General features: G+C 46.8%; 21 protein-coding genes. 4 read left to right on the top strand and 17 right to left on the bottom strand.

Going from position 1 to position 20,686, the window contains the following annotated elements; all coding sequences use genetic code 11:
- Nucleotides 1-59 precede the first annotated feature (59 nt).
- Nucleotides 60-2,093, top strand: a complete 2,034-nt coding sequence (metG, locus tag B2U97_RS10485; RefSeq protein WP_286824226.1) for a methionine--tRNA ligase — start codon at nucleotides 60-62, stop codon at nucleotides 2,091-2,093.
- 12 nt (nucleotides 2,094-2,105) lie between these two features.
- Here the strand turns inward: metG and B2U97_RS10480 are convergent, their stop codons facing one another.
- Nucleotides 2,106-2,408: a PilZ domain-containing protein gene (locus B2U97_RS10480; protein WP_011233964.1), complete on the bottom strand. Its 303-nt coding sequence runs from the start codon at nucleotides 2,406-2,408 to the stop codon at nucleotides 2,106-2,108.
- A gap of 98 nt (nucleotides 2,409-2,506) precedes the next feature.
- Between B2U97_RS10480 and hspQ the strand changes: the two genes are divergently transcribed.
- Nucleotides 2,507-2,818 carry a heat shock protein HspQ gene (gene hspQ / locus B2U97_RS10475; RefSeq protein WP_011233965.1) on the top strand — a complete coding sequence of 104 codons (312 nt, stop codon included), beginning with the start codon at nucleotides 2,507-2,509 and terminating at the stop codon, nucleotides 2,816-2,818.
- 61 nt (nucleotides 2,819-2,879) lie between these two features.
- A complete protein-coding gene (locus B2U97_RS10470; RefSeq protein ID WP_272988741.1) occupies nucleotides 2,880-3,248 on the top strand; it encodes a histidine triad nucleotide-binding protein in 369 nt (122 codons plus the stop codon).
- A gap of 5 nt (nucleotides 3,249-3,253) precedes the next feature.
- Here the strand turns inward: B2U97_RS10470 and B2U97_RS10465 are convergent, their stop codons facing one another.
- Together B2U97_RS10465 and ggt are read right to left on the bottom strand one after the other, a co-directional pair.
- Nucleotides 3,254-3,694, bottom strand: a complete 441-nt coding sequence (locus B2U97_RS10465; RefSeq protein ID WP_011233967.1) for a hypothetical protein — start codon at nucleotides 3,692-3,694, stop codon at nucleotides 3,254-3,256.
- Nucleotides 3,695-3,700: 6 nt separating this feature from the next.
- Nucleotides 3,701-5,440, bottom strand: a complete 1,740-nt coding sequence (ggt, locus tag B2U97_RS10460) for a gamma-glutamyltransferase (protein ID WP_011233968.1) — start codon at nucleotides 5,438-5,440, stop codon at nucleotides 3,701-3,703.
- Nucleotides 5,441-5,517: 77 nt separating this feature from the next.
- Here ggt and rrtA point away from each other — a divergent pair, with 77 nt between their 5' ends.
- The gene (gene rrtA / locus B2U97_RS10455; RefSeq protein WP_011233969.1) at nucleotides 5,518-6,087 is read left to right on the top strand and encodes a rhombosortase; all 570 of its coding nucleotides are present in this window, start codon (nucleotides 5,518-5,520) and stop codon (nucleotides 6,085-6,087) included.
- Nucleotides 6,088-6,095: 8 nt separating this feature from the next.
- Here the strand turns inward: rrtA and B2U97_RS10450 are convergent, their stop codons facing one another.
- The 14 genes from B2U97_RS10450 to pspA all read right to left on the bottom strand — a co-directional run bounded on the left by B2U97_RS10450 (nucleotide 6,096) and on the right by pspA (nucleotide 20,590).
- Nucleotides 6,096-8,579 (bottom strand): S9 family peptidase, encoded by a 2,484-nt coding sequence (locus tag B2U97_RS10450; RefSeq protein ID WP_272988744.1) that lies wholly within the window; start codon nucleotides 8,577-8,579, stop codon nucleotides 6,096-6,098.
- Nucleotides 8,580-8,609: 30 nt separating this feature from the next.
- Nucleotides 8,610-9,248: a maleylacetoacetate isomerase gene (gene maiA, locus B2U97_RS10445; RefSeq protein ID WP_110014025.1), complete on the bottom strand. Its 639-nt coding sequence runs from the start codon at nucleotides 9,246-9,248 to the stop codon at nucleotides 8,610-8,612.
- A complete protein-coding gene (locus B2U97_RS10440; protein ID WP_114981386.1) occupies nucleotides 9,248-10,273 on the bottom strand; it encodes a fumarylacetoacetate hydrolase family protein in 1,026 nt (341 codons plus the stop codon). Before B2U97_RS10440 ends, maiA begins: the two co-directional genes overlap by 1 nt.
- 6 nt (nucleotides 10,274-10,279) lie before the next feature.
- A complete protein-coding gene (locus B2U97_RS10435) occupies nucleotides 10,280-11,410 on the bottom strand; it encodes a homogentisate 1,2-dioxygenase (protein ID WP_011233973.1) in 1,131 nt (376 codons plus the stop codon).
- Nucleotides 11,403-12,476, bottom strand: coding sequence for a 4-hydroxyphenylpyruvate dioxygenase (hppD, locus tag B2U97_RS10430; protein WP_110014026.1), 1,074 nt, complete (start codon nucleotides 12,474-12,476; stop codon nucleotides 11,403-11,405). The genes B2U97_RS10435 and hppD overlap by 8 nt, the downstream gene beginning before the upstream one ends.
- Nucleotides 12,477-12,666: 190 nt before the next feature.
- On the bottom strand, nucleotides 12,667-14,247 hold the full coding sequence (tyrR, locus tag B2U97_RS10425) for a transcriptional regulator TyrR (RefSeq protein ID WP_110014027.1): 1,581 nt from the start codon (nucleotides 14,245-14,247) through the stop codon (nucleotides 12,667-12,669).
- Between the two features lie 115 nt (nucleotides 14,248-14,362).
- Nucleotides 14,363-14,704: a 4a-hydroxytetrahydrobiopterin dehydratase gene (locus B2U97_RS10420; RefSeq protein WP_011233976.1), complete on the bottom strand. Its 342-nt coding sequence runs from the start codon at nucleotides 14,702-14,704 to the stop codon at nucleotides 14,363-14,365.
- A gap of 19 nt (nucleotides 14,705-14,723) precedes the next feature.
- Complete coding sequence (gene phhA, locus B2U97_RS10415) at nucleotides 14,724-15,518, bottom strand: phenylalanine 4-monooxygenase (RefSeq protein WP_011233977.1); 795 nt, start codon at nucleotides 15,516-15,518, stop codon at nucleotides 14,724-14,726.
- Nucleotides 15,519-15,587: 69 nt separating this feature from the next.
- The gene (locus B2U97_RS10410; RefSeq protein WP_011233978.1) at nucleotides 15,588-16,814 is read right to left on the bottom strand and encodes a trans-sulfuration enzyme family protein; all 1,227 of its coding nucleotides are present in this window, start codon (nucleotides 16,812-16,814) and stop codon (nucleotides 15,588-15,590) included.
- Nucleotides 16,815-16,921: 107 nt separating this feature from the next.
- Nucleotides 16,922-17,911 (bottom strand): TIGR01620 family protein, encoded by a 990-nt coding sequence (locus B2U97_RS10405; RefSeq protein ID WP_273025249.1) that lies wholly within the window; start codon nucleotides 17,909-17,911, stop codon nucleotides 16,922-16,924.
- Nucleotides 17,908-19,281 carry a YcjX family protein gene (locus tag B2U97_RS10400; RefSeq protein WP_272988758.1) on the bottom strand — a complete coding sequence of 458 codons (1,374 nt, stop codon included), beginning with the start codon at nucleotides 19,279-19,281 and terminating at the stop codon, nucleotides 17,908-17,910. Before B2U97_RS10400 ends, B2U97_RS10405 begins: the two co-directional genes overlap by 4 nt.
- On the bottom strand, nucleotides 19,278-19,661 hold the full coding sequence (gene pspC / locus B2U97_RS10395; RefSeq protein ID WP_272988760.1) for an envelope stress response membrane protein PspC: 384 nt from the start codon (nucleotides 19,659-19,661) through the stop codon (nucleotides 19,278-19,280). The genes B2U97_RS10400 and pspC overlap by 4 nt, the downstream gene beginning before the upstream one ends.
- A complete protein-coding gene (gene pspB / locus B2U97_RS10390; RefSeq protein ID WP_011233982.1) occupies nucleotides 19,658-19,900 on the bottom strand; it encodes an envelope stress response membrane protein PspB in 243 nt (80 codons plus the stop codon). Before pspB ends, pspC begins: the two co-directional genes overlap by 4 nt.
- A 15-nt stretch (nucleotides 19,901-19,915) precedes the next feature.
- A complete protein-coding gene (pspA, locus tag B2U97_RS10385; protein WP_011233983.1) occupies nucleotides 19,916-20,590 on the bottom strand; it encodes a phage shock protein PspA in 675 nt (224 codons plus the stop codon).
- Nucleotides 20,591-20,686 lie beyond the last annotated feature (96 nt).

Below are 20,686 nucleotides of genomic sequence, written 5' to 3'. Positions count from 1 at the left end.
CGGCATAAAACTTTAGGGTTTACATTCGATTAATCAACAAAACGGAAGCAGATTTTCGCATGAGCCAATCCGCACGTAAAATACTGGTTACTAACGCACTGCCTTACGCAAACGGCCCTATCCATATCGGTCACATGTTGGGCTATATTCAGGCCGATATCTGGGTACGCTTTCAGAAGCTGCGCGGTAACGAATGCCACTTCGTCTGTGCTGACGATGCGCATGGCACACCGATTATGCTGAAAGCCCAGCAGCTTGGTATAACGCCTGAACAGATGATTGGCGACATGCAACGCTCGCATGAATCCGATTTTAGTGATTTTTTAGTCGGTTTTGACCACTACTACAGCACGCACAGTGACGAAAACCGTGAGTTGGCTGAGACTATCTACACGCGTCTTGATAAAGCCGGACATATTAAAACCAAAGTCATTGAACAGCTGTATGACCCGCAAAAAGAGATGTTCCTGCCCGATCGCTTCGTTAAAGGCGAGTGTCCGGATTGCGGCGCAGAAGACCAGTACGGCGACAACTGCGATGTTTGTGGTGCAACATACGCACCAACCGACCTGAAAAACCCCAAGTCGGTGGTTTCTGGCGCAGAACCCGAACTGCGTGAGTCTGAACATTACTTTTTCGACCTGCCGGCATTTGGTGACATGCTAAAAAGCTGGACGCGCTCTGGCTCATTGCAAAATGAAATGGCGAACAAGCTCAACGAATGGTTTGAACAAGGCTTGCAACGGTGGGACATTTCCCGCGACGCGCCCTACTTTGGCTTTAAAATTCCCGGCACCGAAAATAAATACTTCTACGTATGGCTGGATGCGCCTATAGGCTACATGAGCAGTTTTAAAAACTATTGCTCAACCACAGGCAAAGCAGACTGGGACACTTATTGGCAAGCTGACAGCGAAGCCGAGCTTTATCACTTTATTGGCAAGGACATTATCTACTTCCACAGCTTATTCTGGCCTGCCATGTTAAAAGGTGCCGATTTCCGTCAACCAACCAATGTCTGGGCACATGGTTTTATTACGGTTAACGGGACTAAAATGTCCAAATCGAAAGGGACATTCATTAAGGCTCGTACCTACCTTGAGCATCTTGACCCGGAATATCTGCGTTATTACTTTGCAGCCAAACTGACAAGCCGTATTGACGATTTAGACCTGAATCTGACCGACTTCGCACAACGGGTCAATTCAGACCTTGTTGGTAAGGTGATTAATATTGCCAGCCGCTGCGCCGGTTTTATTCAGAAAAAGTTCGATGGAAGACTTTCATCTAACGTAGCTGACTCAGCACTGTTAGAAGACTTTCAGCTGGCCGGTGACAACATCGCTGAGCTTTATGAAAAACGAGAGTTCTCACGTGCCATGCGCGACATTATGGCGTTGGCTGATCGTGCCAACCAGTACATTGCTGATAAAGAACCCTGGCAGTTAATTAAGCAGGAAGGCAGCGAGCAGGAAGTTCATGAAATTTGCTCGTTGGGTATCAATCTATTCCGAGTGTTAATGGTGTATTTAGCGCCAGTTGTACCAAAACTGACCGAAGAAGTGCAGAGCTTCTTAAACGACAACTTCACCTGGGACAGCCACAAAACGGCTTTAACAGACCACCCGATAGATAAATTCAAAGCGCTCATGCAGCGCGTTGAAATGGATGACGTAAACGCCATGATTGACGCATCAAAAGAAGAGCAAGCTTCACAAGCTCCGGCTTTGGAAACCAATGACGAATTGAAGAAAGAACCCATTGCCGATGAAATCAGTTTTGACGATTTTGCTAAAGTTGATTTACGCGTTGCCCGCATTGCAAATGCCGAGCACGTTGAAGGTGCAGATAAGTTATTGAAACTGACATTGGATCTTGGCGGTGAAACTCGTCAGGTATTTGCCGGCATTAAATCAGCTTATGATCCGGAAGCATTGAAAGGTCAATTAACCGTTATGGTTGCGAACTTGGCACCTCGAAAAATGCGCTTTGGTTTATCTGAAGGCATGGTGCTTGCAGCAGGCCCGGGTAAAGATGAAATCTACATTCTGAACCCGCACGATGGCGCCAAACCCGGTATGAGAATAATGTAATCAATCGGGCAACTAGTCCATTGATATAATACGACACCCCAGAATAAAGTCGCCGCTGTTGTCTTCCAGTCTCTGACTGCGAACAACTTCAGCGGTAACTTTCAACGGGGCTATGGAACCAGACGAGCCAATTTCCGCAAATAAGCTATCGCCAATTTCTGCGTTTTCAGGTAATTGCAAAGATAAACCAACCGCACTTAAATCAAGACAAATCCCCTGTAACTGCTGCTCTCCCTTTTCATTTTTAAGAGTAACCTTTACATCTGCATTGACTGCCATTCGCATGAAATTTCGATTTTCCGGGGATTCCAGCATGTTGTCCTCTTATTTGTATATTAAGTGTAAATCTTACTTAAGTTTTAGCACGCCTTAGCCGATAAAAAAACATTATCGGATAACATGGAACCGTCATCATGGTAGAAGCGAAGTTTTCAATTGGTCAACTTATCACACACAGCCTTTACGGTTACCGTGGCGTGATTATTGATGCTGACCCGTGCTTCACGCTATCTGACAGCTGGTACAATAAAATGGCAACCTCTAAACCGGCCAAAGATCAGCCGTGGTACCATATTTTAGTTAACAACTCGTCAATTCAGACTTATGTCAGTGAAAGCAGCTTAGAAGCCGACTTTTCAGAGCAGGCAATTCAACACCCAATGGTTGACCTTTTGTTTTCGGGAAAATCCGCCAGCCAATATAAGCTGTCCGAAAACCTCAACTGAATTTGCCGATGCCCAATGCTATAGTTACCATAGACTAAAATAGCGTAATAAGGGTAAGACAATGGCAGAAGAAACAATTTTCACAAAAATTATTAACCGTGATATCCCTGCGGACATTATCTACGAAGATGACAAAGCGCTTGCGTTTAAAGATATAAATCCACAAGCCCCGTTCCACTGTTTGATCATTCCCAAACAACCTATTGCGACAGCAAACGACATTAATGAAGACAACGCCGGTTTGGTTGGCCACTTGTATGTGGTTGCAGCTAAATTAGCAGCGGAACATAATTTTTCACAAGACGGTTACCGGTTAGTCATGAACTGTAATGAGTATGGTGGCCAGACGGTGTATCACATTCATCTACACATGCTGGCTGGAAAAAAAATGGGCTGGCCACCTTATACTGATAAGAAAAAAGAAGCGTAAAGCAATTAAGGGCGATACCGAGTATCAAGAATTTTATCAACGACCCAGGCATCGTCCCTTTTAATCAGTACCACATCACGGCTGTCCTTCGCTCTCTCACCGTTGTGATAGCCGTCAAAAATGACCGTTACTCGTAAATCTTCCGAATTATTTAAGTAATCGGTAAAAGAGTTGGTTTCCACTTCAATTTCAACGGTTTCAAAATAGCGGCCAAGAACGTACCTCTGAACCGCACTAACCGCACCATAATGATCAATTAAGTCAGCCATACGCTCTGAAGACAGCTGTTTCGCCTGCTCTAAGTCTCCGTCTTTATAAATTGAGTCATAAAAACCCTGGATAACTTCTTCCGGCTGGGCTTGTGCATAATTTATCGGTTCGTCGTCTCCACACGCAGATAACGTCACTATAGTGAAAGCCACTACCAATAAGTTTATAATTTTCATCACCTGCTATTCTCCTTTTGCCACACCTTCGCGACGTGGGTCAGCACCGCCAATAAGAGTGCCGTCTGAATCAATGCTAACTCCGTGTAAGCCACTGTTTAAATCAATAACTTTAACGTCATGTCCGCGCTTCTCTAAATCTGCTTTGAGTTCACTTATGTCCCGACCTTTTTCCAGCGAGGTATAATCATTACGGTTAGTTACGTGACCAAGATTGATAGCTTGCTGGACGTTTAGGTTCCAGTCCAGCATGCCAACTAATGTCTGGCTGACATAATTAATAATTCGGCTGCCGCCGGGGGAACCTAACGCGTGTAAAACCTGTTCACCCTTCTCGTCCAGTACAATAATGGGATCCATTGAACTACGGGGGCGTTTCCCCGCCTCAACTCTGTTCGCATACTTTTCTTTGCCATCGCCCGGCGCCAGAGAAAAGTCCGTTAATTGGTTGTTTAACAAGAAACCGCCGGCCATGACTGTTGAGCCGAAACCCATTTCAATACTGGTGGTCATAGACAATACATTACCTTCGGCGTCGACTATTGAAACATGGCTGGTATTTGGCAGTTCATAAGCAATATCCTGCTCATACTCGGGCTGTAACTGAACTCCCGGTTTTGCCTTGCCCATGTCATTTTCGGTAATTTTATCTGCCCGGCTCGACAAGTAAGTTTTGTCCAGCATGGCTTCAACTGGCATCTCTACAAAGTCAGGATCCGCAATCCATTGGTTCCTGTCGGCATAAGCCATGCGTGACGCCTGAGTAAACAAATGAACGAATTGTTCTGAATTAGGTTCAAGCTCACCTAACTCAAAGTTTTCCAGCACGCCTAGTGTTTGCAGTGTTGTAATCCCCCCAGAACTTGGAGGTCCCATGCCACAGACCTGATATTGTCTATATGCGCTGCATACTGGTTCGCGCAGTTTGGCTTTGTATTGGCTTAAATCTTTAAGACTTAATGCGCCTGGCTCGATAGGGCTGTTTTGTACCGCATCCACAATCTTTGCTGCCAGCTCCCCCTGATAAAATGCATCAGCCCCCTGCTCAGCAATAAGACTTAAGCTCTTTGCATAGTCAGGGTTCTTGAGAATGGACTCCGCTTTCAATGGCTCTCCGTTAGGGAAAAAGTAGTCGCTGGCTTCAGGCATTTTTTTCACACCAGGGTTAATCTCCATCTCAACCAGCTTGGCCAGTCGCGGAGATACTTCAAAACCCTCTTTTGAAAGCTCAATAGTTTGACTAAAAAGTGACGACCAATCCGCTTTGCCCCAACGTTTATGAGCTAATTCCAGGCCGCGAATGACTCCCGGTGTCCCGACTGAACGGCCACCGACGACGGCGTCAATCCACTTAGGCGCATTACCTTCTTCATCCAGAAACAAAGACTCAGTAGCGTCCATAGGAGCAGTCTCACGCGCATCTATGCTGTACAGCTTGTTCTCTTCGTTATCCCAATACAGAATAAACGCACCGCCCCCCGGCCCCGATGACTGAGGTTCAACCAGCCCGAGCATAGCCTGTACAGCAATAGCGGCATCAACTGCAGAACCACCACGCTTTAAAACCTGATAGCCAGCGTCAACCGCGTGCGGGTTCGCTGCAGCCACCATAAAGTTATCGGCAGTTACCGCACTCTTCTCAACAAAGCCAGTTGCGGCTTCCGGTTCACGGGTTTCTTGTTCGGATGCAGGCGTACAGGCAGTTAATACGCTTGCAGCAATTATTGTCGGTAGCCAGAACTTCATAAGGCCTCATTCATATTGGGAGGAATTTCCCCTATCATACGAATCAGAAACCAATGACGCAACGAAAAGGAAAACGAATGGAGAGGTTTAATCAATACTGGGCAGGGCTTGCCCTTGTTCTGATTTTATCCATTTTTTTACAACTGATGCCCCAGTGGCACTCGTTACTGACTTTTAACTCAGAAACAGTTATGGCTGAAGGCTGGCCATTGATTAGCGCCCACTTTATTCATTTAGACTGGTGGCATGCGTTGTTTAACTTCATTGGGCTGGCGCTCATTGTTCTCATTTGGCGTGAATACTGGAGCACTCGGTGGCTAATAAACGCTCTGCTGATAAGCGGTGTTGCAACCTCTCTAATGCTCTGGATTATGCCGGTTAATTTAAGCTTTGTCGGTTTATCTGGTGTGTTACACGGACTGCTTGCTTATTGCTTAATTAAGGACATTCGTGCGGGTAAAAAATGGATGTGGCTTATTCTAATTGCACTTGTGGCAAAGGTCGTTGCCGAGTTACTTGGCTGGCAGCCGGATCACTTTGTTGGCGAGCATGTCAGCTACATTCACGCGGCAGGTTTAGTGAGCTCATTATTGCTTTATAAATTAGAACGGCGCCGCATTAGTGACGCCGTTCCCTTCGATAAGTAAAGTTCGCTTTACTTCAGGTTTTCTTCAAACAACTTAAAAATCCGACGGTATTCGTTCAGCCAACTTTCAGGCTGACGGAAACCGTGCGGTTCCACCGGATAAATTGCCGTTTCCCAGTCTTCTTTCTTCAGCTCAATTAAACGCTGCACAAGGCGAACACTGTCCTGAAAGAACACATTGTCATCAACCATCGGAGAGTTGATAAGCAGCGCATCTTCTAACCCCTCAGCAAAGTAGATAGGGGAACTGCGACGATACGCAATAGCATCGTCCTGCGGCAAATTCAGAATGTTTGAGGTATAACTGGTGTTATAATGTGCCCAGTCAGTCACCGGACGCAAAGCAGAACCAGCCTCAAATAAACCTGGCTCTTTAAACAAGGCCATAAAAGTCAAAAAGCCACCATAAGAACCGCCATAGGTTCCTAACTTGTCGCCATCAACGTTCAAGTCACTTTCTAAGTAAGTAGCAACGTCGACCAGGTCTTCAACTTCCGGCGTTCCCATTTGACGATAAATAGCGGTACGCCAGTCGCGTCCGTAACCTTTTGAACCGCGGTAGTCGAGGTCTGCAACCACATAGCCATTTTTATTCAGTAAGCTGTGGAACATGAACTCGCGGAAATAGCCTGACCAGCCCATGTGCGCGTTTTGCAAATAGCCGGCACCGTGAATGAACACAACCGCAGGATATTCTTCGGTTCTGTTTTCATCAAAACCTTCAGGCTTATAGATGCGGGTATAAATAGGCTCATCAACATGAGAAGACTCAACCCCGACCAGTTCCGGCGCAGTCCAGTCAATACTCAGGAACTTCTCCGAAACCGTATGTGTCAGGCGCTTCGCTGTTTGAGATGAGCCTACAGCTTTATGATAAAGCTCAGGTGGCATTAACGGTGTTGAATGAGTCAGCAACAGCTCGTCACTTTCAGGGCTGAGCTCAAATGCGGTCATACCATCAAGGTCAGTCAAAGCTTCCGGTTCGCCGCTACCATGGGTTTTCACCCGGTACACTTCGTAAATACCAGGATGTTCAATGTTCGCCTGAAAATACAGATAGTCTCCGCTACGATTTAAGTCGGCAGACTCGACAACATAATGACCTTTAGTTAACTGGCGCGTACTGCCATCAATGCTCGTCGCATACAACTGTGAATAACCATCAGCCTCGGACATGAACCACAACTCACTGCTGTTTAACCAACCAAACTCGTTGTGAGTGTAATTGATCCATGCATCGTCGTGTAAGCGATCTTGAGAAACCAGTTTTTTACCGGCAGTATCAACAGTAGCAAGCCAGCGATCTTTGTTATCCCAGGCTTCCAGCATCACCGCAACTTCAGTTCCTTCAGCGTTCCACTGAATAGCACCGTTATCCCAACCCCAGTCGGACATCAGAGTTATTGGGCGCGGCTTCTCTTCAGAGGTGTAGCTTTCGCCTTCTGCCTCAAGATTTTCGCGCTTCACTTCTGCCAGTACATCTTCGTTCCAGCCAGGTAAAGTGTTGTAAGTTAAGGTGGACTGGCTACCGTTAGTTAAATTCAGCAAAACCAACTGATGTTCAACCGGCTTGGCATCAGCCACACGGCGACGAACATTCTCGCTTTTTACGCGGCCGTCTTCACTGATGTAGTTTGGCATAATATCGCCTTCATCACGCCAGCTTTGCGGCTCAGTAATAGCCACCAGCAAAAAGTCGCCTTTTGGTGACAAACTGGCCGACACCAACTCTTTATTTTCAGGTAAGTAGAAAGGCTTAGGCGCTAAGGTTGAGTTTTGCGCATGTAAATTGGAACGCTGAGCAAAACGTTCTTCCGATGCCTTACGCTCTTTTTGCACAAACTGAATTAACTCTTGTTCTTCACGAGCAAGGTAATCCTTCGGTTCTTCGTTTGCCTTAGGCTTTTCTTTAAAAGCTAATGAAGCAACCTGGCGGCTTAACCCCGAGTTCACATCAATAACAAAAAAGTTATTATCTTGTTGGTAGCTCAACTGCCCATTGGTCATAGGCTGTAGATTATGCTGGCGAGCATCGTCACGGGTTAATTGACGGAGACTGCCGTCATTAAAACGAACAAAAATATTGCCTTCAAAGGTATAAGCTAAAAAGCTGTCATCCGCTGCATGCACTTTTTCATCGGCAACGTACTGATGCAGGTTTTCTATAGCCACTTTCTGTGGTTCACCGGCACCATTTTCCAGCATCATTAAGTCACGAATGTCGCTGCCTTCGCGCTTTTGATAAAAAAGAATGTCCTCACCATCCATACTCCAGAAAGCCTGCTCCGGGAAACGTCCCATCCAGTCCGGATCAGCCATAATTTGTTCCATGGTGAGAGCGGCGGTTCCCTGCGCACTGGCAAGAGAGTTAGCTTGTAAGGTCGGGGGGTTTTTCTGCGTGTCAGCAGTATTCGTATTCTGAGGAGAGGTTGATGCGCAAGAGGCGACAAACAATGCCGCCCCAATGGCCATCACCAGACGTGACTTCACCATATTATTATTTTCCTTTTTAGGATCCCTGGATTACTGTGCATCCGCTTGATTTTCAGGCCGAGCCTGTTGCACTGCGTCAAGCGCCTGCAAACGTTCATGCACCGCCATTAAAGTTGGATATGCCGTTAAGTCCAAATTAAAGCGTTGTGCATTGTATACCTGAGGTATCAAACAGATATCAGCCAATGTTACCGAATTACCATAGCAATAATCACCTGCATACTCGGTAAGCCGCTGTTCAAATGCGGTAAAACTTCGTTCTACCCAGTTAGCTATCCAGGCTGAGCGTTGTTCGTCACTGCAATTCAGCTCACCGGTTAAGTACTGTAGCACTCGTAAGTTTGTAACAGGTTGCAGTTCGCAGGCTAAATCATAAGCCAAGGCTCTGACTCTGGCTTTGTCAGCTGGAGCGGAGGGCAATAAAGGTTTCTTTGGATAACACTCTTCCAGATACTCAATAATGGCTAAGGACTGATTTAATCTAACGTCGCCATCTAAAAAAGTAGGAACCAAACGCGCAGGATTAAGCTTTCGATAAGCCTCACTGTGCTGTTGTCCACCGTCTTTTACTAAATGCACCGGTTCGTACTCGTACGCCAGCCCTTTGAGGTTTAACGCAATACGAACCCGGTAACTGGCGCTTGAGCGCCAGTAGCCGTAAAGTTTCATCACTTTTCAGGACCTTCGTATTGAACAACTTTTTGGTTAATGGTGCCGAATATTGACTGGCCACCATCATCTTTCATTTCCATTTTGATGGTGTCACCAAATTGCATAAACTGCGTCGCCGGCTTGCCATCACGAATGGTTTCAATCATACGCACTTCGGCAATACAGCTGTAGCCAACACCACCTTCTTCAATAGAGGTTCCGTGGTCAGTTCCCTGTTTATTGGAAACTGTACCCGAGCCAATAATAGCACCAGCCCCTAAATGACGAGTCTTCGCTGCATGAGCAACCAACTGGCCAAAGTCAAAGGTCATATCTTCACCGGCATTAGGTTTACCAAAAGCTTTACCGTTGTACTCTGACAATAGTGGTAAATGCACCTTGTTGGCTTTCCACGCGTCGCCCAGTTCATCTGGTGTTACCGCGACCGGCGAAAAAGCTGAGGATGGTTTACTCTGGAAAAAGCCAAAACCTTTTCCCAGCTCGCCCGGAATAAGCCCGCGCAATGAAACGTCATTAACCAGCATCAATAACTTAATGTGCTGCCCGGCGGTCTTAGCATCAATACCCATTGGAACATCGTCAGTAATAATGGCAATTTCGCCTTCAAAATCGATGCCCCATTCAGTGCTGCCCATTTCAATATCGTCGTAAGGCGCTAAGAAATCATCAGAACCGCCCTGGTACATTAAAGGATCTTCCCAGAAGCTCGGTGGCATCTCGGCACCACGTGCACGCCGAACTAATTCAACGTGGTTTACATAGGCACTGCCATCAGCCCACTGATACGCACGAGGTAGAGGCGACTCACATAAAGCTTCATCGAACTGGATACTGCCATCCACGTCGCTGTCGTTAAGCTGCTGATAGATTTTTTCGAGCTTAGGTGCAATGCCGTCCCAGTTGTCGAGCAACTCTTGCATGCAAGACGCAATAGCAGGAACCGCTACTGCTGCATTTAAATTCCTGCTGACGACCATTAACTGACCGTCACGAGTACCATTTCTGTATGTGGCGAGTTTCATAAGTTGTTATTTCTCCTGCCAACTGTAGACGTAGTCCGGGTTTTCAACCGCTAAAGCCTCATCACTTGCTTGCAAGGCATCGCGGGTATCAAGCATAACCGCAACTTCGTCTGTGAATTTCTTTTTATGCTCACGCCCGGCTTTAAACGCTTTCGGGTGTGGGCCATGAGTAAATCCTGCCGGATGGAAGGTTACCATACCGCGGTCGATATTATCACGACTGAAAAAGTCACCTTCGTGATAGAACAGCACTTCGTCGTAATCATCATTATTGTGGTAGAAAGGCACTTTTAACGCGCCCGGATCTGACTCGATAGGACGCGGCACAAAAGTACAGACCACAAAACGGTCAGCCACAAAGGTCGTATGTGCCGACGGCGGCAGATGATAACGATGACTCATTAACGGCCGGATATCGCGCCAGTTTAAACGAACCGGAGCTAATTCTCCGTGCCAGCCTATCGCATCCAGTGGGTTATAAGGGTACGTAATAACCGACACCTGCTGATGACGTTTTACATACACCTGCCACTGCTCTTCACTGTATTGAGCCTGAAACGCCTCATCGATATCCGGCGTATCCAGAACTGCCGGATCAAAAATAGCATGATTACCCACCAGACCTTTCTCCGGCAGGCTATAAGAGCCATTTGTTGCTTCAATCATCAACAACTGCATGGTTTCATCGGGCTCAAGACGCCAGTTAGTAGAACGGGGAATTAAGAAGTAGTCCCCTTTCACCAGGTGAATATGCCCGTAGTCACAATGCAGATGACCACTGCCTTCATGAACAAAGAGCAAGTCATCGCCGTCGGCATTACGCACTAAATAGTCCATTTTGCTGTGGCAATGCCACAAGCGAAAACGGCAGTTATTATTGTGCAATAAGTCAGGCGTTAACCAGGGGTTTTCCGGAGCTATGGCTTCTAGCTTGTTAAAATCGAAAGCCCGTGGGCGCAGAGGCCCACGCCACTCCGACCAACCGGTCGGAGCATGCTGATGGTGAAAATGCGTGGCCGGACCGAAAAAGCCACTACGACCAGCTTCACGTTCATAAATGGCTTGCTCCGGAAAATCAGCGTGGGCCTGTCGAGATGACTTGCCCACCTGTTTCGGAAAGCTGATCCATTTACGCATCGCTTAACACTCCCCGGCGGATCTGATCTTCTTCAATGCTTTCGAATAGCGCTTTGAAGTTACCTTCGCCGAAACCTTCGTTGCCTTTACGCTGAATGATTTCAAAGAACACCGGACCAATTACGGTTTGAGTAAAGATTTGCAGTAAAATGCCATCTTTCATTGGCGCACCGTCGATTAGAATACGCTGTTCACGTAGTGCGTCTAAATCTTCCTGATGCCCTTCAACGCGGTCATTCACTTTCTCGTAGTAAGTTTCCGGCGTATCCATGAAGTCCATGCCAATAGAACGCAGATCTTTTACGGTTTTGTAGATATTGTCACTGGTTAAAGCAATGTGCTGAATGCCTTCACCTTTGTACTCTTTTAAGTACTCTTCGATTTGCGATTTATCATCGTGAGATTCGTTAATTGGAATACGGATCTTACCGCAAGGCGCTGTCATAGCACGGCTTAACAAGCCTGTCAGTTTGCCTTCAATGTCGAAGTAACGAATTTCACGGAAGTTACCAATGCGCTCATAGAAGCCAGCCCAAGTATCCATGTTGCCACGGAATACGTTGTGCGTCAGATGGTCTATTTCAAACAGACCCGCGGCGTGCTCGCTCATTTTCGCTTCCCAGTTTTCATAGAAGTCGAAATGCTGCTTATAAATTTCATGGTTTTCGTAGTTGTCGACAAAATACAACGCACTTTCGCCAATACCAAAAACTGCCGGAACACCTTCAACAACGCCTTTATCAGCAGGAAAAGCTTTGGCACCGTTATCAAGTGAGTGCTTCAATGCATGAGCCGAATCTTCGACACGCCAAGCCATACCACAAACACTTGGACCATGGTCTTTCGCAAACTCTTCAGCCTGCCCGCCCGGTTCAGCGTTAATAATGAAATTAATGTCGTTCTGCTTGTACAACCAGGCCTGCTTGCTCTTGTGCTTAGCCACTTCAGTGAAACCCAGTTTATCGAACAAGTCTTTTAACGCATCAATGCCTTTCTGGTCCGGAGCGGTATACTCAACGAACTCAAAACCGTCTGTATTTAACGGATTAATCATTTTATCTGTCATGGTTACTTCCTCTTATTATTCGGTTGTTAACACCATGACTGTAGCGGTAGTTGTGGGGAAAAGGCGAATAAGAGGAGAAGATAGCAAATTGCTGAAGTTAAGGTTAAAACGTAAAGTTTAATGTACAGGCTGAACACTTGCTCTGGATCAAGGTACAGCCTGTTTAACTTGTAAAGCTTTTGTTACAAGACTACTTTTTTGTCTGTTCTGCTTTACGGGCACGACCACTGCGTTGCTTACCAATGCCATAATCGCGTAATTTATTGGCCACTGCGGTATGGGAAAGCCCTAAACGTTTTGCCAGTTGCCTTGTACTGGGGAAGCTCGGATACAAACGGCGTAGTACGTGGCTTTCAAAACGACGAACTGCATCGTCCAGGCTCATATCGTCGATATCCAGTGCTAGCTGGTCATCTTCCTGATTCAACTCAGGCAAACGGATATCCGCGGGCTCCAGCGTATAACCTTCTATCATTGAAACCGAACGAAACATAGTGTTCTCCAGCTGGCGCACGTTGCCCGGCCACTGGTAACGCTTGAGCCGCTCTTTCGCTGCCCGGCTTAAACTTACCTGACTGCGCCCGAGCTTCTTACAAGCCTGAGTCACAAAATGCTCTGCCAGCAATAAAATATCGCTTTTGCGTTCACGCAGTGGCGGGACATTCAGTGCCAGGACGTTAAGCCGATAATACAAGTCTTCGCGAAATTCGCCGTTTTCAACGAGTTCGTATAGGTTACCCTGAGCAGTGCAAATAACTCGCACGTCTACGCTCACTTCCTGCTCTTCGCCAATGCGGCGAAACACACCGTCTTCTAAAAAGCGTAGTAATTTTGCCTGCAGGCCAATAGACATTTCACTGACTGAGTCCAGTAATACTGTGCCCCCGGCAGATTGTTCCAGGACTCCGGTTTTACGAGTGCTCTGGCTGCTTATACTGCCTTCACCATGACCAAAAAGTTCGCTCTCAGCAACATTGTCTGGTAATGCCGCACAATTTATTGCCAGAAAGGGTTTGTCCTGACGCTGGCTGGCTAAATGACAGGCTTTTGCCAACAGCTCTTTACCGACACCCGTTTCACCTTCAATTAACAGCGGCGCGTCAAGCTCTGCCATACGCTGGGCATCTTTAATAACGCGTTTCATAGTGCTGTTATCGGTCAGCAGGCGCTCAAAGGCTTTTTCATTGTCCTGACTTTGCCAGGTTGCTGTTACGGGCTCTGACTTACAAGTCATTACCGCACCGGCAAACGCCGTACTGCCTTCTTCGTCGTTAACCCAGATAGGCAATAATTGAGCGTAGTACTCTGAATTGCCTATGGTCACGGCCTCGTAAATAGGGTCACGGGGCTTTTTATCCAGCCAGCGTTGTAGCGAGATGCCATGCACATACTGCATAAGCGGCTCACCTTTAAGGCTGTCTTCCTGACCCGCTAATAAACGTAAGCCGGCGTCATTGATAATGTCGATATGACCTTTGCTATCAATGGAAAGAACCGGATCCGGCAAGGTACTTAACAGCAAACTAAATTCATAATGCTCGCGTTCAAACGGCATGTAAGGAATGGTTTTTACGTCAATAATATTGGGAATGCGACGAATCTGAGGCATCAAATGCCGAAAATCATCGAAGGCTAATTCAGGAAAATTTAGGAAGATTTTTCCTTTAGGATCGACTTCAATGCCACGTAAATCAATTTCGTGGTCTCGCAAAATTTGCAGAACATCCTGACAGATACCCAGACGGTCATCACAAGTTATCTCAAGTCGCATAAACCCTACTGCATTGAACTAAATGTAAAGCAAATAATACACTATTGTTCCCGCTTAAAAAACAAAAACCCCGGCCAATAGACCGGGGTTCCATGCAGTTCATCGACAAAGCTGGCTAAGCGTCAACTACACTGTCGGTTTTTGCCGCCATAATAAAGTCATTTTTATGCAAACCGTTAATAGCGTGGGTCCACCAGGTAACCGTTACTTTGCCCCATTCAGTCACCAGCTCAGGGTGATGTTTTTCTTCCTCAGCAAGGTCACCTACTCGGTTAGTAAAAGCCAGCGCCTGCTTAAAGTTTTTAAACTTAAATTCGCGCTGCAACATCATAACGTTGTCGTTTGTTACCGGCGTCCAGTCAGGTATCTCACGCATCAGCTCTTTCAGCTCTTCATCGCTGACTTGTGGCGCGTCTGCATGACACGCTTCGCAACGTGCATTTTCCAAGTTTGACATTCTTTAATACTCCTTTGCCTTAAGCTGCATCTTTTGGTGGAAATTTTGGTTCAAACAACCCTAGCTCCATAGCTTCATGAACCAGCGACATGATATCCATATCGGATATCTTAAACAGCTCGTCCACACTCTCTATGGTGTAGTAGATAGGTTGAATAATATCAATTCGGTACGGTGTACGTAGCGCATCTAACGCTTTCAGTGGTTTGCGCTCTGGCGTATCGCTGTTAACGGCGTATTCCGTTTCAGCCGGAGACGATAAAATACCGCCACCATAAATTCGGATACCCTCTTCGGTTTTCAATAACCCGAACTCTACGGTAAACCAGTACAGGCGAGCCAGATAGACCCGTTCTTTGGGTGTGGCTGCATAACCCAATTTACCGTATTGGTGAGTAAAATGCGCAAACGCCGGGTTGGTTAATAGTGGGCAGTGTCCGAATATTTCGTGAAAAATATCAGGTTCCTGCAAGTAATCAAACTCTTCCCGTGTGCGAATAAAGGTTGCTACCGGAAACTGCTTGTTTGCCAGTAGGCGAAAAAACTCGTCAAATGGAATTAACGCTGGAACTGCTGCAACTTGCCAGCCTGTCTCTCTCTCCAGCACATTATTAATTTCATGCATTTGTGGCAAGCGATCCTTCGGCAAGTCGAGTAACTCCAGTCCCTTCATATACTCATCGCAAGCTTTACCCGGTATGCATTCCAACTGACGTTCGACCAAATCCTTCCAGACCTGATTTTCTTCGTCACTCCACTGAATAATACCGTTTTCATCCGGTTGCCTTGATACGTATTGACTTTGTTTACCCATAATTCAGCCTTGTTGCTTCCTCATTAATGTTTGATCGTTTTTGTTATTATTAGTTCATCTTTCGCAGAATTACGCGGACTTCTGCCACTGCACACGGCAGGCCTCCAGCGCCTGTTCAAGATCCGCAATAATATCGTCTGCTGCTTCTAAGCCTACCGCAATTCGGATCAATGTATCCGAAATCCCCGCCTTAAGACGAGCCTCCGGCGTATACGGGGAATGCGTCATTGACGCCGGGTGCTGAATGAGAGTTTCAGCATCGCCCAGACTCACTGCCAGAGCTATCATCCGCAATTGATTCAGAAAGTAACGTGCTTTCGCTTCATCGCCTTCCAGTTCAAAAGCAATAACCGCCCCGTTACGGCTCATCTGTTTACCCATTAAAGCTTGTGCCTCGTGGTCAGGAGCTCCGGGGTAGTAAATCTTTTTTATATCCTGCCGCGCGGCCAGAAAATCGTAAACCGCATCGGCGTTTTCACAGTGGCGCTGCATGCGCACATCCAGGGTTTTCAGACCACGCAGTATAAGCCAGGCGTCATGTGGACTGATGGTGGCGCCCATATCCTTTAAGGTTGTACTTTTAATGGTGTTAATATCGTCGTCACTGCCACAAATAATGCCGGCGACCACGTCACCATGACCATTGAGGAACTTAGTTGCACTGTGCACAACAATATCGGCACCATGTCGTTTGGGCTGCTGCATCAGTGGCGTCATAAAGGTATTATCCACCACCAGACGAATATCTGAGTCAGCAATTACCGCATGAACTTTTTCGATATCAACCACTTTCAGGTGCGGGTTAGCCGGGGTTTCCAGAAAAACTAAGCGGGTATTCTCACGCAGGGTTTCTTTCAACAGGCCTTCGTTGTTTAAATCAATAAAGTCAGCTTCGACGCCGAAGCGCTCAAACAACTCACTGAACAATGCAAAACTGCAACCGTAAATGGCATCTGATACCACAATATGATCACCGCTGCGCACAAAAGCCATAGTAGCAGCCGCAATAGCACCCATCCCGGTCGCTGCCGCAGCAGCAGCTTCATAACCTTCAAGCGACGCCATCCGGCGCTCCAGTTCTGCTGTTGTCGGGTTACCTAAACGGCTGTAAATATAGCCTTCTTCCTCGCCGGCAAAGCGGCGAGTGCCCTGCTCCGCAGAAGAAAACCGAAAAGTCGAGGTCTGATAAAGTGGCGCGGTTAACGCGCCATGAGGGTCATCATGCGCGGCTCCGGCATGAATTACCTGAGTCGCTGGCTGCCATTTATTATTATGTGGTTTTAAATCAGAAGACATGCGTTTTGGCTCGTTTGTCAGAAATTTGTTAACGAGCAACAGAGTGCAACGAGCTTACCTTAGTTGGCAATCTTTGCGCTGTGTCAAACCTATAAACAACTGTAACGCTAGTTTTCCACTTTCTGCTCAGATGTGGCTGTAGCCTTTGCCTGACGCGATTTATAAATAAAAGGTAAAACGCTCTTTAGCTGGCTTAGTAAGTCTTTTTGCAGTTTTAAATAGCCCGGCTTTTTAACCTTTTCGAACGGCATAGGTCGGCATAATTCAATCACTTGGTAGCCCAGTCTGGCGGTGAGCAAACCGGCTCCTAAACCTTGTCCGGCCCGGGTTGATAAACGCGTTAATAGTTCAGCGCTAACCCACTGAGCACCTAAATCAACCGCAACTTCGCTTAGCCCTGCGTAAACAATATTGGCAAACACCTGACGCCATAAGCGAACTCTGGCCCAATACCCCAGTTTTACGCCGTACAACTCGGCAATACGCGATATCATGCGCTGGTTACGCCACATAACGATAAGCATATCCAACAAGGCGAAGGGGCTCACTGCCACCATGGCGGCGGCTTCTGCCGACCAGCGACTTGTAATACGGGTAGCCTGCTGGTCTATACGGCTTAAGACGTCCACTTCAAAACGTTCGCGTTCTTCATCCGCAGACCAATACGGTTGTTTGATTTGCTGCCAGCGATGTTCTAAATCAGGATGTTGCAGAAGCTGTAACTGTTGCTCCGGTTTGGGATCTTCAGACTGTCTTTTCCAGCGCCGTTTCAACTTTTGCAGCAACCAGATTTCACGCACCATAAAGCTCAATAATGCCAACGCAATAACACCAAAACCAACCGCCCACAAACTGCCTAAAAATATGTTTTGTTGAAAACGCTCAATAACCATCAATACCGATTCGATAACAGCGGCCGATAAAGCAACCACTAAACCCAGTGCCAGCCACTTGCCCCAGCGACCAGACTTGACGCCCGCAGCTGCCTGTGTAGCCCCCGTTTCAAGTCCTGCTTGCTCAGGCATATTATCGGTATCAGAAACTTCAACTGCCGGTTCATCCACCGAATAGTAAGTTAACTTGCGCGGATCACTCATTTGAGTTTATCTCCCAGAACGTATTCAAGCAGCTGATCCAGCCGTATATGCGGCAGAGGTGAGTTCTGCGCGGTGAAGCCGGGGTAAAACTGCGGATAAATATAGCCTTGTTGCCAGTCCGCAGCCGTTGGTATGGCATTAGGCACCTCTGGTGCACCAACCCGCACAAACTCACGGCTTTCATTAATACCGTCCAGAACAGTCGTACCGTTACTTAATTTTTTAATTTGACTGGTGGCAATGCCGGCCACGCTAAATACCTGGTGAGGTATTTGATCAAACTGTAGCTCCTGACGATGTTTCTGCGTCATAACACGCAGTAATTCCGTCAGTTTTTGATGGTCTTGCGGGGCTATGCTGTCGGCTTTTGTCGCAACCAGCGCGACTTTATCAATAACCGGCGACATCAACCGCTTAAGCAAACTGTTATTCCCATAGGAGAAGCTTTTCATCAGTTCATTTATTGCCAACTGTAATTCGGCAAAATGATGCTCACCATTCTGCAACGCCTGCAGGACATCAACTAACACAATCTGCCGGTTAAAGTGCTTAAAGTATTTTTGATAAAACGGAGTCACCACATACTGCTGATAGTAACGGTATTTCTCCCGCAAGCGTTTCGCCCAGGCATCGGGTATTGGTTGTGACAACGGCCAGGGGAAAAACTCCAGCGCAGGAGCCCCTTCCAGTTCACCAGGCAACACCATTCTTCCGGGCTGCAACAATAATAATTTTTGCTCCCGGCACTGGCGTAAAAAAGAGCGGTACCCCGATGCCAGTTCACGTATCTGCTGCTCAGCTTTATCCTCTGACGCCGCGTTTGCTGATGTCTGAACCTTAGTCAACCAGCTCGCTGCCAGCTTATGTCGTAGCTCAGCTTTCAGTAAGCGCTGCTGTTGCTGGCTCCACTCGTCATAGCTCAGTTTTAGTAGCGGCAAATCCAGCAGCCATTCGCCCGGATAGTCAATTAAATCCAGGGTTAACCGACGAGTGTCGAGCACTCGCCCGGCTAAGCCTCGATGCGGCTTATATTTTATTTCGACACGTATTTCACTCACATCGCGTGTCGACTGTGGCCACCGGGGCACATCTGTGGTTAAACAGTCTATTGCCCCTTCGTAGTCAAAACGCGAGACTTGCCAGTTACTACTGGTGTGCAAACGACAGCCATTAAGACGCTGTTGTTGCTTCACCTTAAAATAAGGCAATTGCTGCGTTTCATTCGCATATAATAGCTGCTCAAGTAAACCGGTGATTAACGCGGTTTTTCCCGCTCCGCTTAACCCCGTTACAGCCAGACGTATATGACGATCAAACCCGCGATGAATAACGTCGCGGGTTTGGTGTTGTAGCTTTTGAAAACGGCTCACAGACGATTAAATTCTCGTTGAAGATTATAGTGATTTGAGGTTACGTACTTTTCCATTGATTGCAACTGTTGCCCCAGTTCATCAAACTCTCGCTTTATATCGCGAAAAGCTTCACGCGGCGGTTCTCCGCCCTGCCAGACCTTAGTCTTTACATCAACATTATGACGCTCAGTATTCGGTAGCTTTTTATCCAGAATTAACCAACCGGCGATATAAAGTACAAAGAAAGAGCCGTTAGTAAAAATCACTCCAGTAACAAAGGCCACTCGTATTAGCCAGGGTTCCAGGTTCAGGTAATCTGCAATACCAGCACAAACACCTGCAATTTTTCCTCGCTCTGAGTCACGACGCAGTTCTCGTTTGGGTCTTCTCTCGCTCATTGTCTGTCCCTCCAGCCCGGAGCGTCAGCATCCAGAATACGTTCCAGTGTCTGTACACGCTCACGGATGCGTTTTGCCTGATTCGCCAGTAACGCTAAAGATTCCCTTTCTTCCTCGTTCAATCCCTGATTCATTTGTCGTTTACTGCGGTAATGAAGGATGATCCAGATAGGCGCGACTATAATGACAAACAAAATAATCGGCGCCATCAACATCCCTAGTATTGCTTCAATATCCATTTTTTTAAGCCTGTTTTAAGAGTCTTGTTTGGTTTTTGAGCTCATACGAGCACGCAATGCTTCCAGCTCGTCATTCACTTTACTCTCGTTTTCCAGCTCTGCAAATTCGTCACGTAATGTCCGTTTACCCATATCATAAGATTCAACCTGGGCTTCCAAATCATCGATTTTGGCTTCGTAGCGGTCAAACCGCTGCATTGCGTCATCTACTTTGCCACTATCGACCTGTTGCTTAACCTGCAAGCGACTGCTGGCCGCCTTCTGACGCATCAGAATCGCTTTTTGGCGAGACTTCGCATCGGCCAGTTTTTCCTGAAGTTGGCCAATTTCATCATTTAGCTTGTCCAGGTTTTCATTAACGCGATCCATTTCCTGCTGCAACGAGTCAACGCCCTGCTGTGCTTTTTGCTTTTCAATTAATGCCTGACGAGCTAAATCGTCACGCTCTTTGGTTAACGCCAGCTCAGCTTTGTTTTCCCAGTCCTGAACTTCGTTTTCCATCCGTTGCTGCTGACGCTGAATGTCTTTCTTTTCAGCTAACAGGCGCGCTGACGTAGAGCGTACTTCAACTAACGTATCTTCCATCTCCTGAATAATCAGGCGTACCATTTTTTGCGGATCTTCGGCTTTATCCAATAAAGAATTGATATTGGAGTTCACGATATCGCTAAAACGTGAAAAAATACCCATAATAATGACCTCATACTGGTTTAATAAACAACTCGATGATTTATTATTCAAATATCAGGCCAACTTTTATTTATGCCATAACAACTTGTTTTATAA

Source organism: Idiomarina sp. UBA3176 (assembly GCF_002364295.1).
Classification (GTDB): domain Bacteria; phylum Pseudomonadota; class Gammaproteobacteria; order Enterobacterales; family Alteromonadaceae; genus Idiomarina; species Idiomarina loihiensis.
The sequence above is the reverse complement of the archived record's forward strand: the minus strand, read 5'-3'. Positions and strand labels throughout refer to the sequence as shown.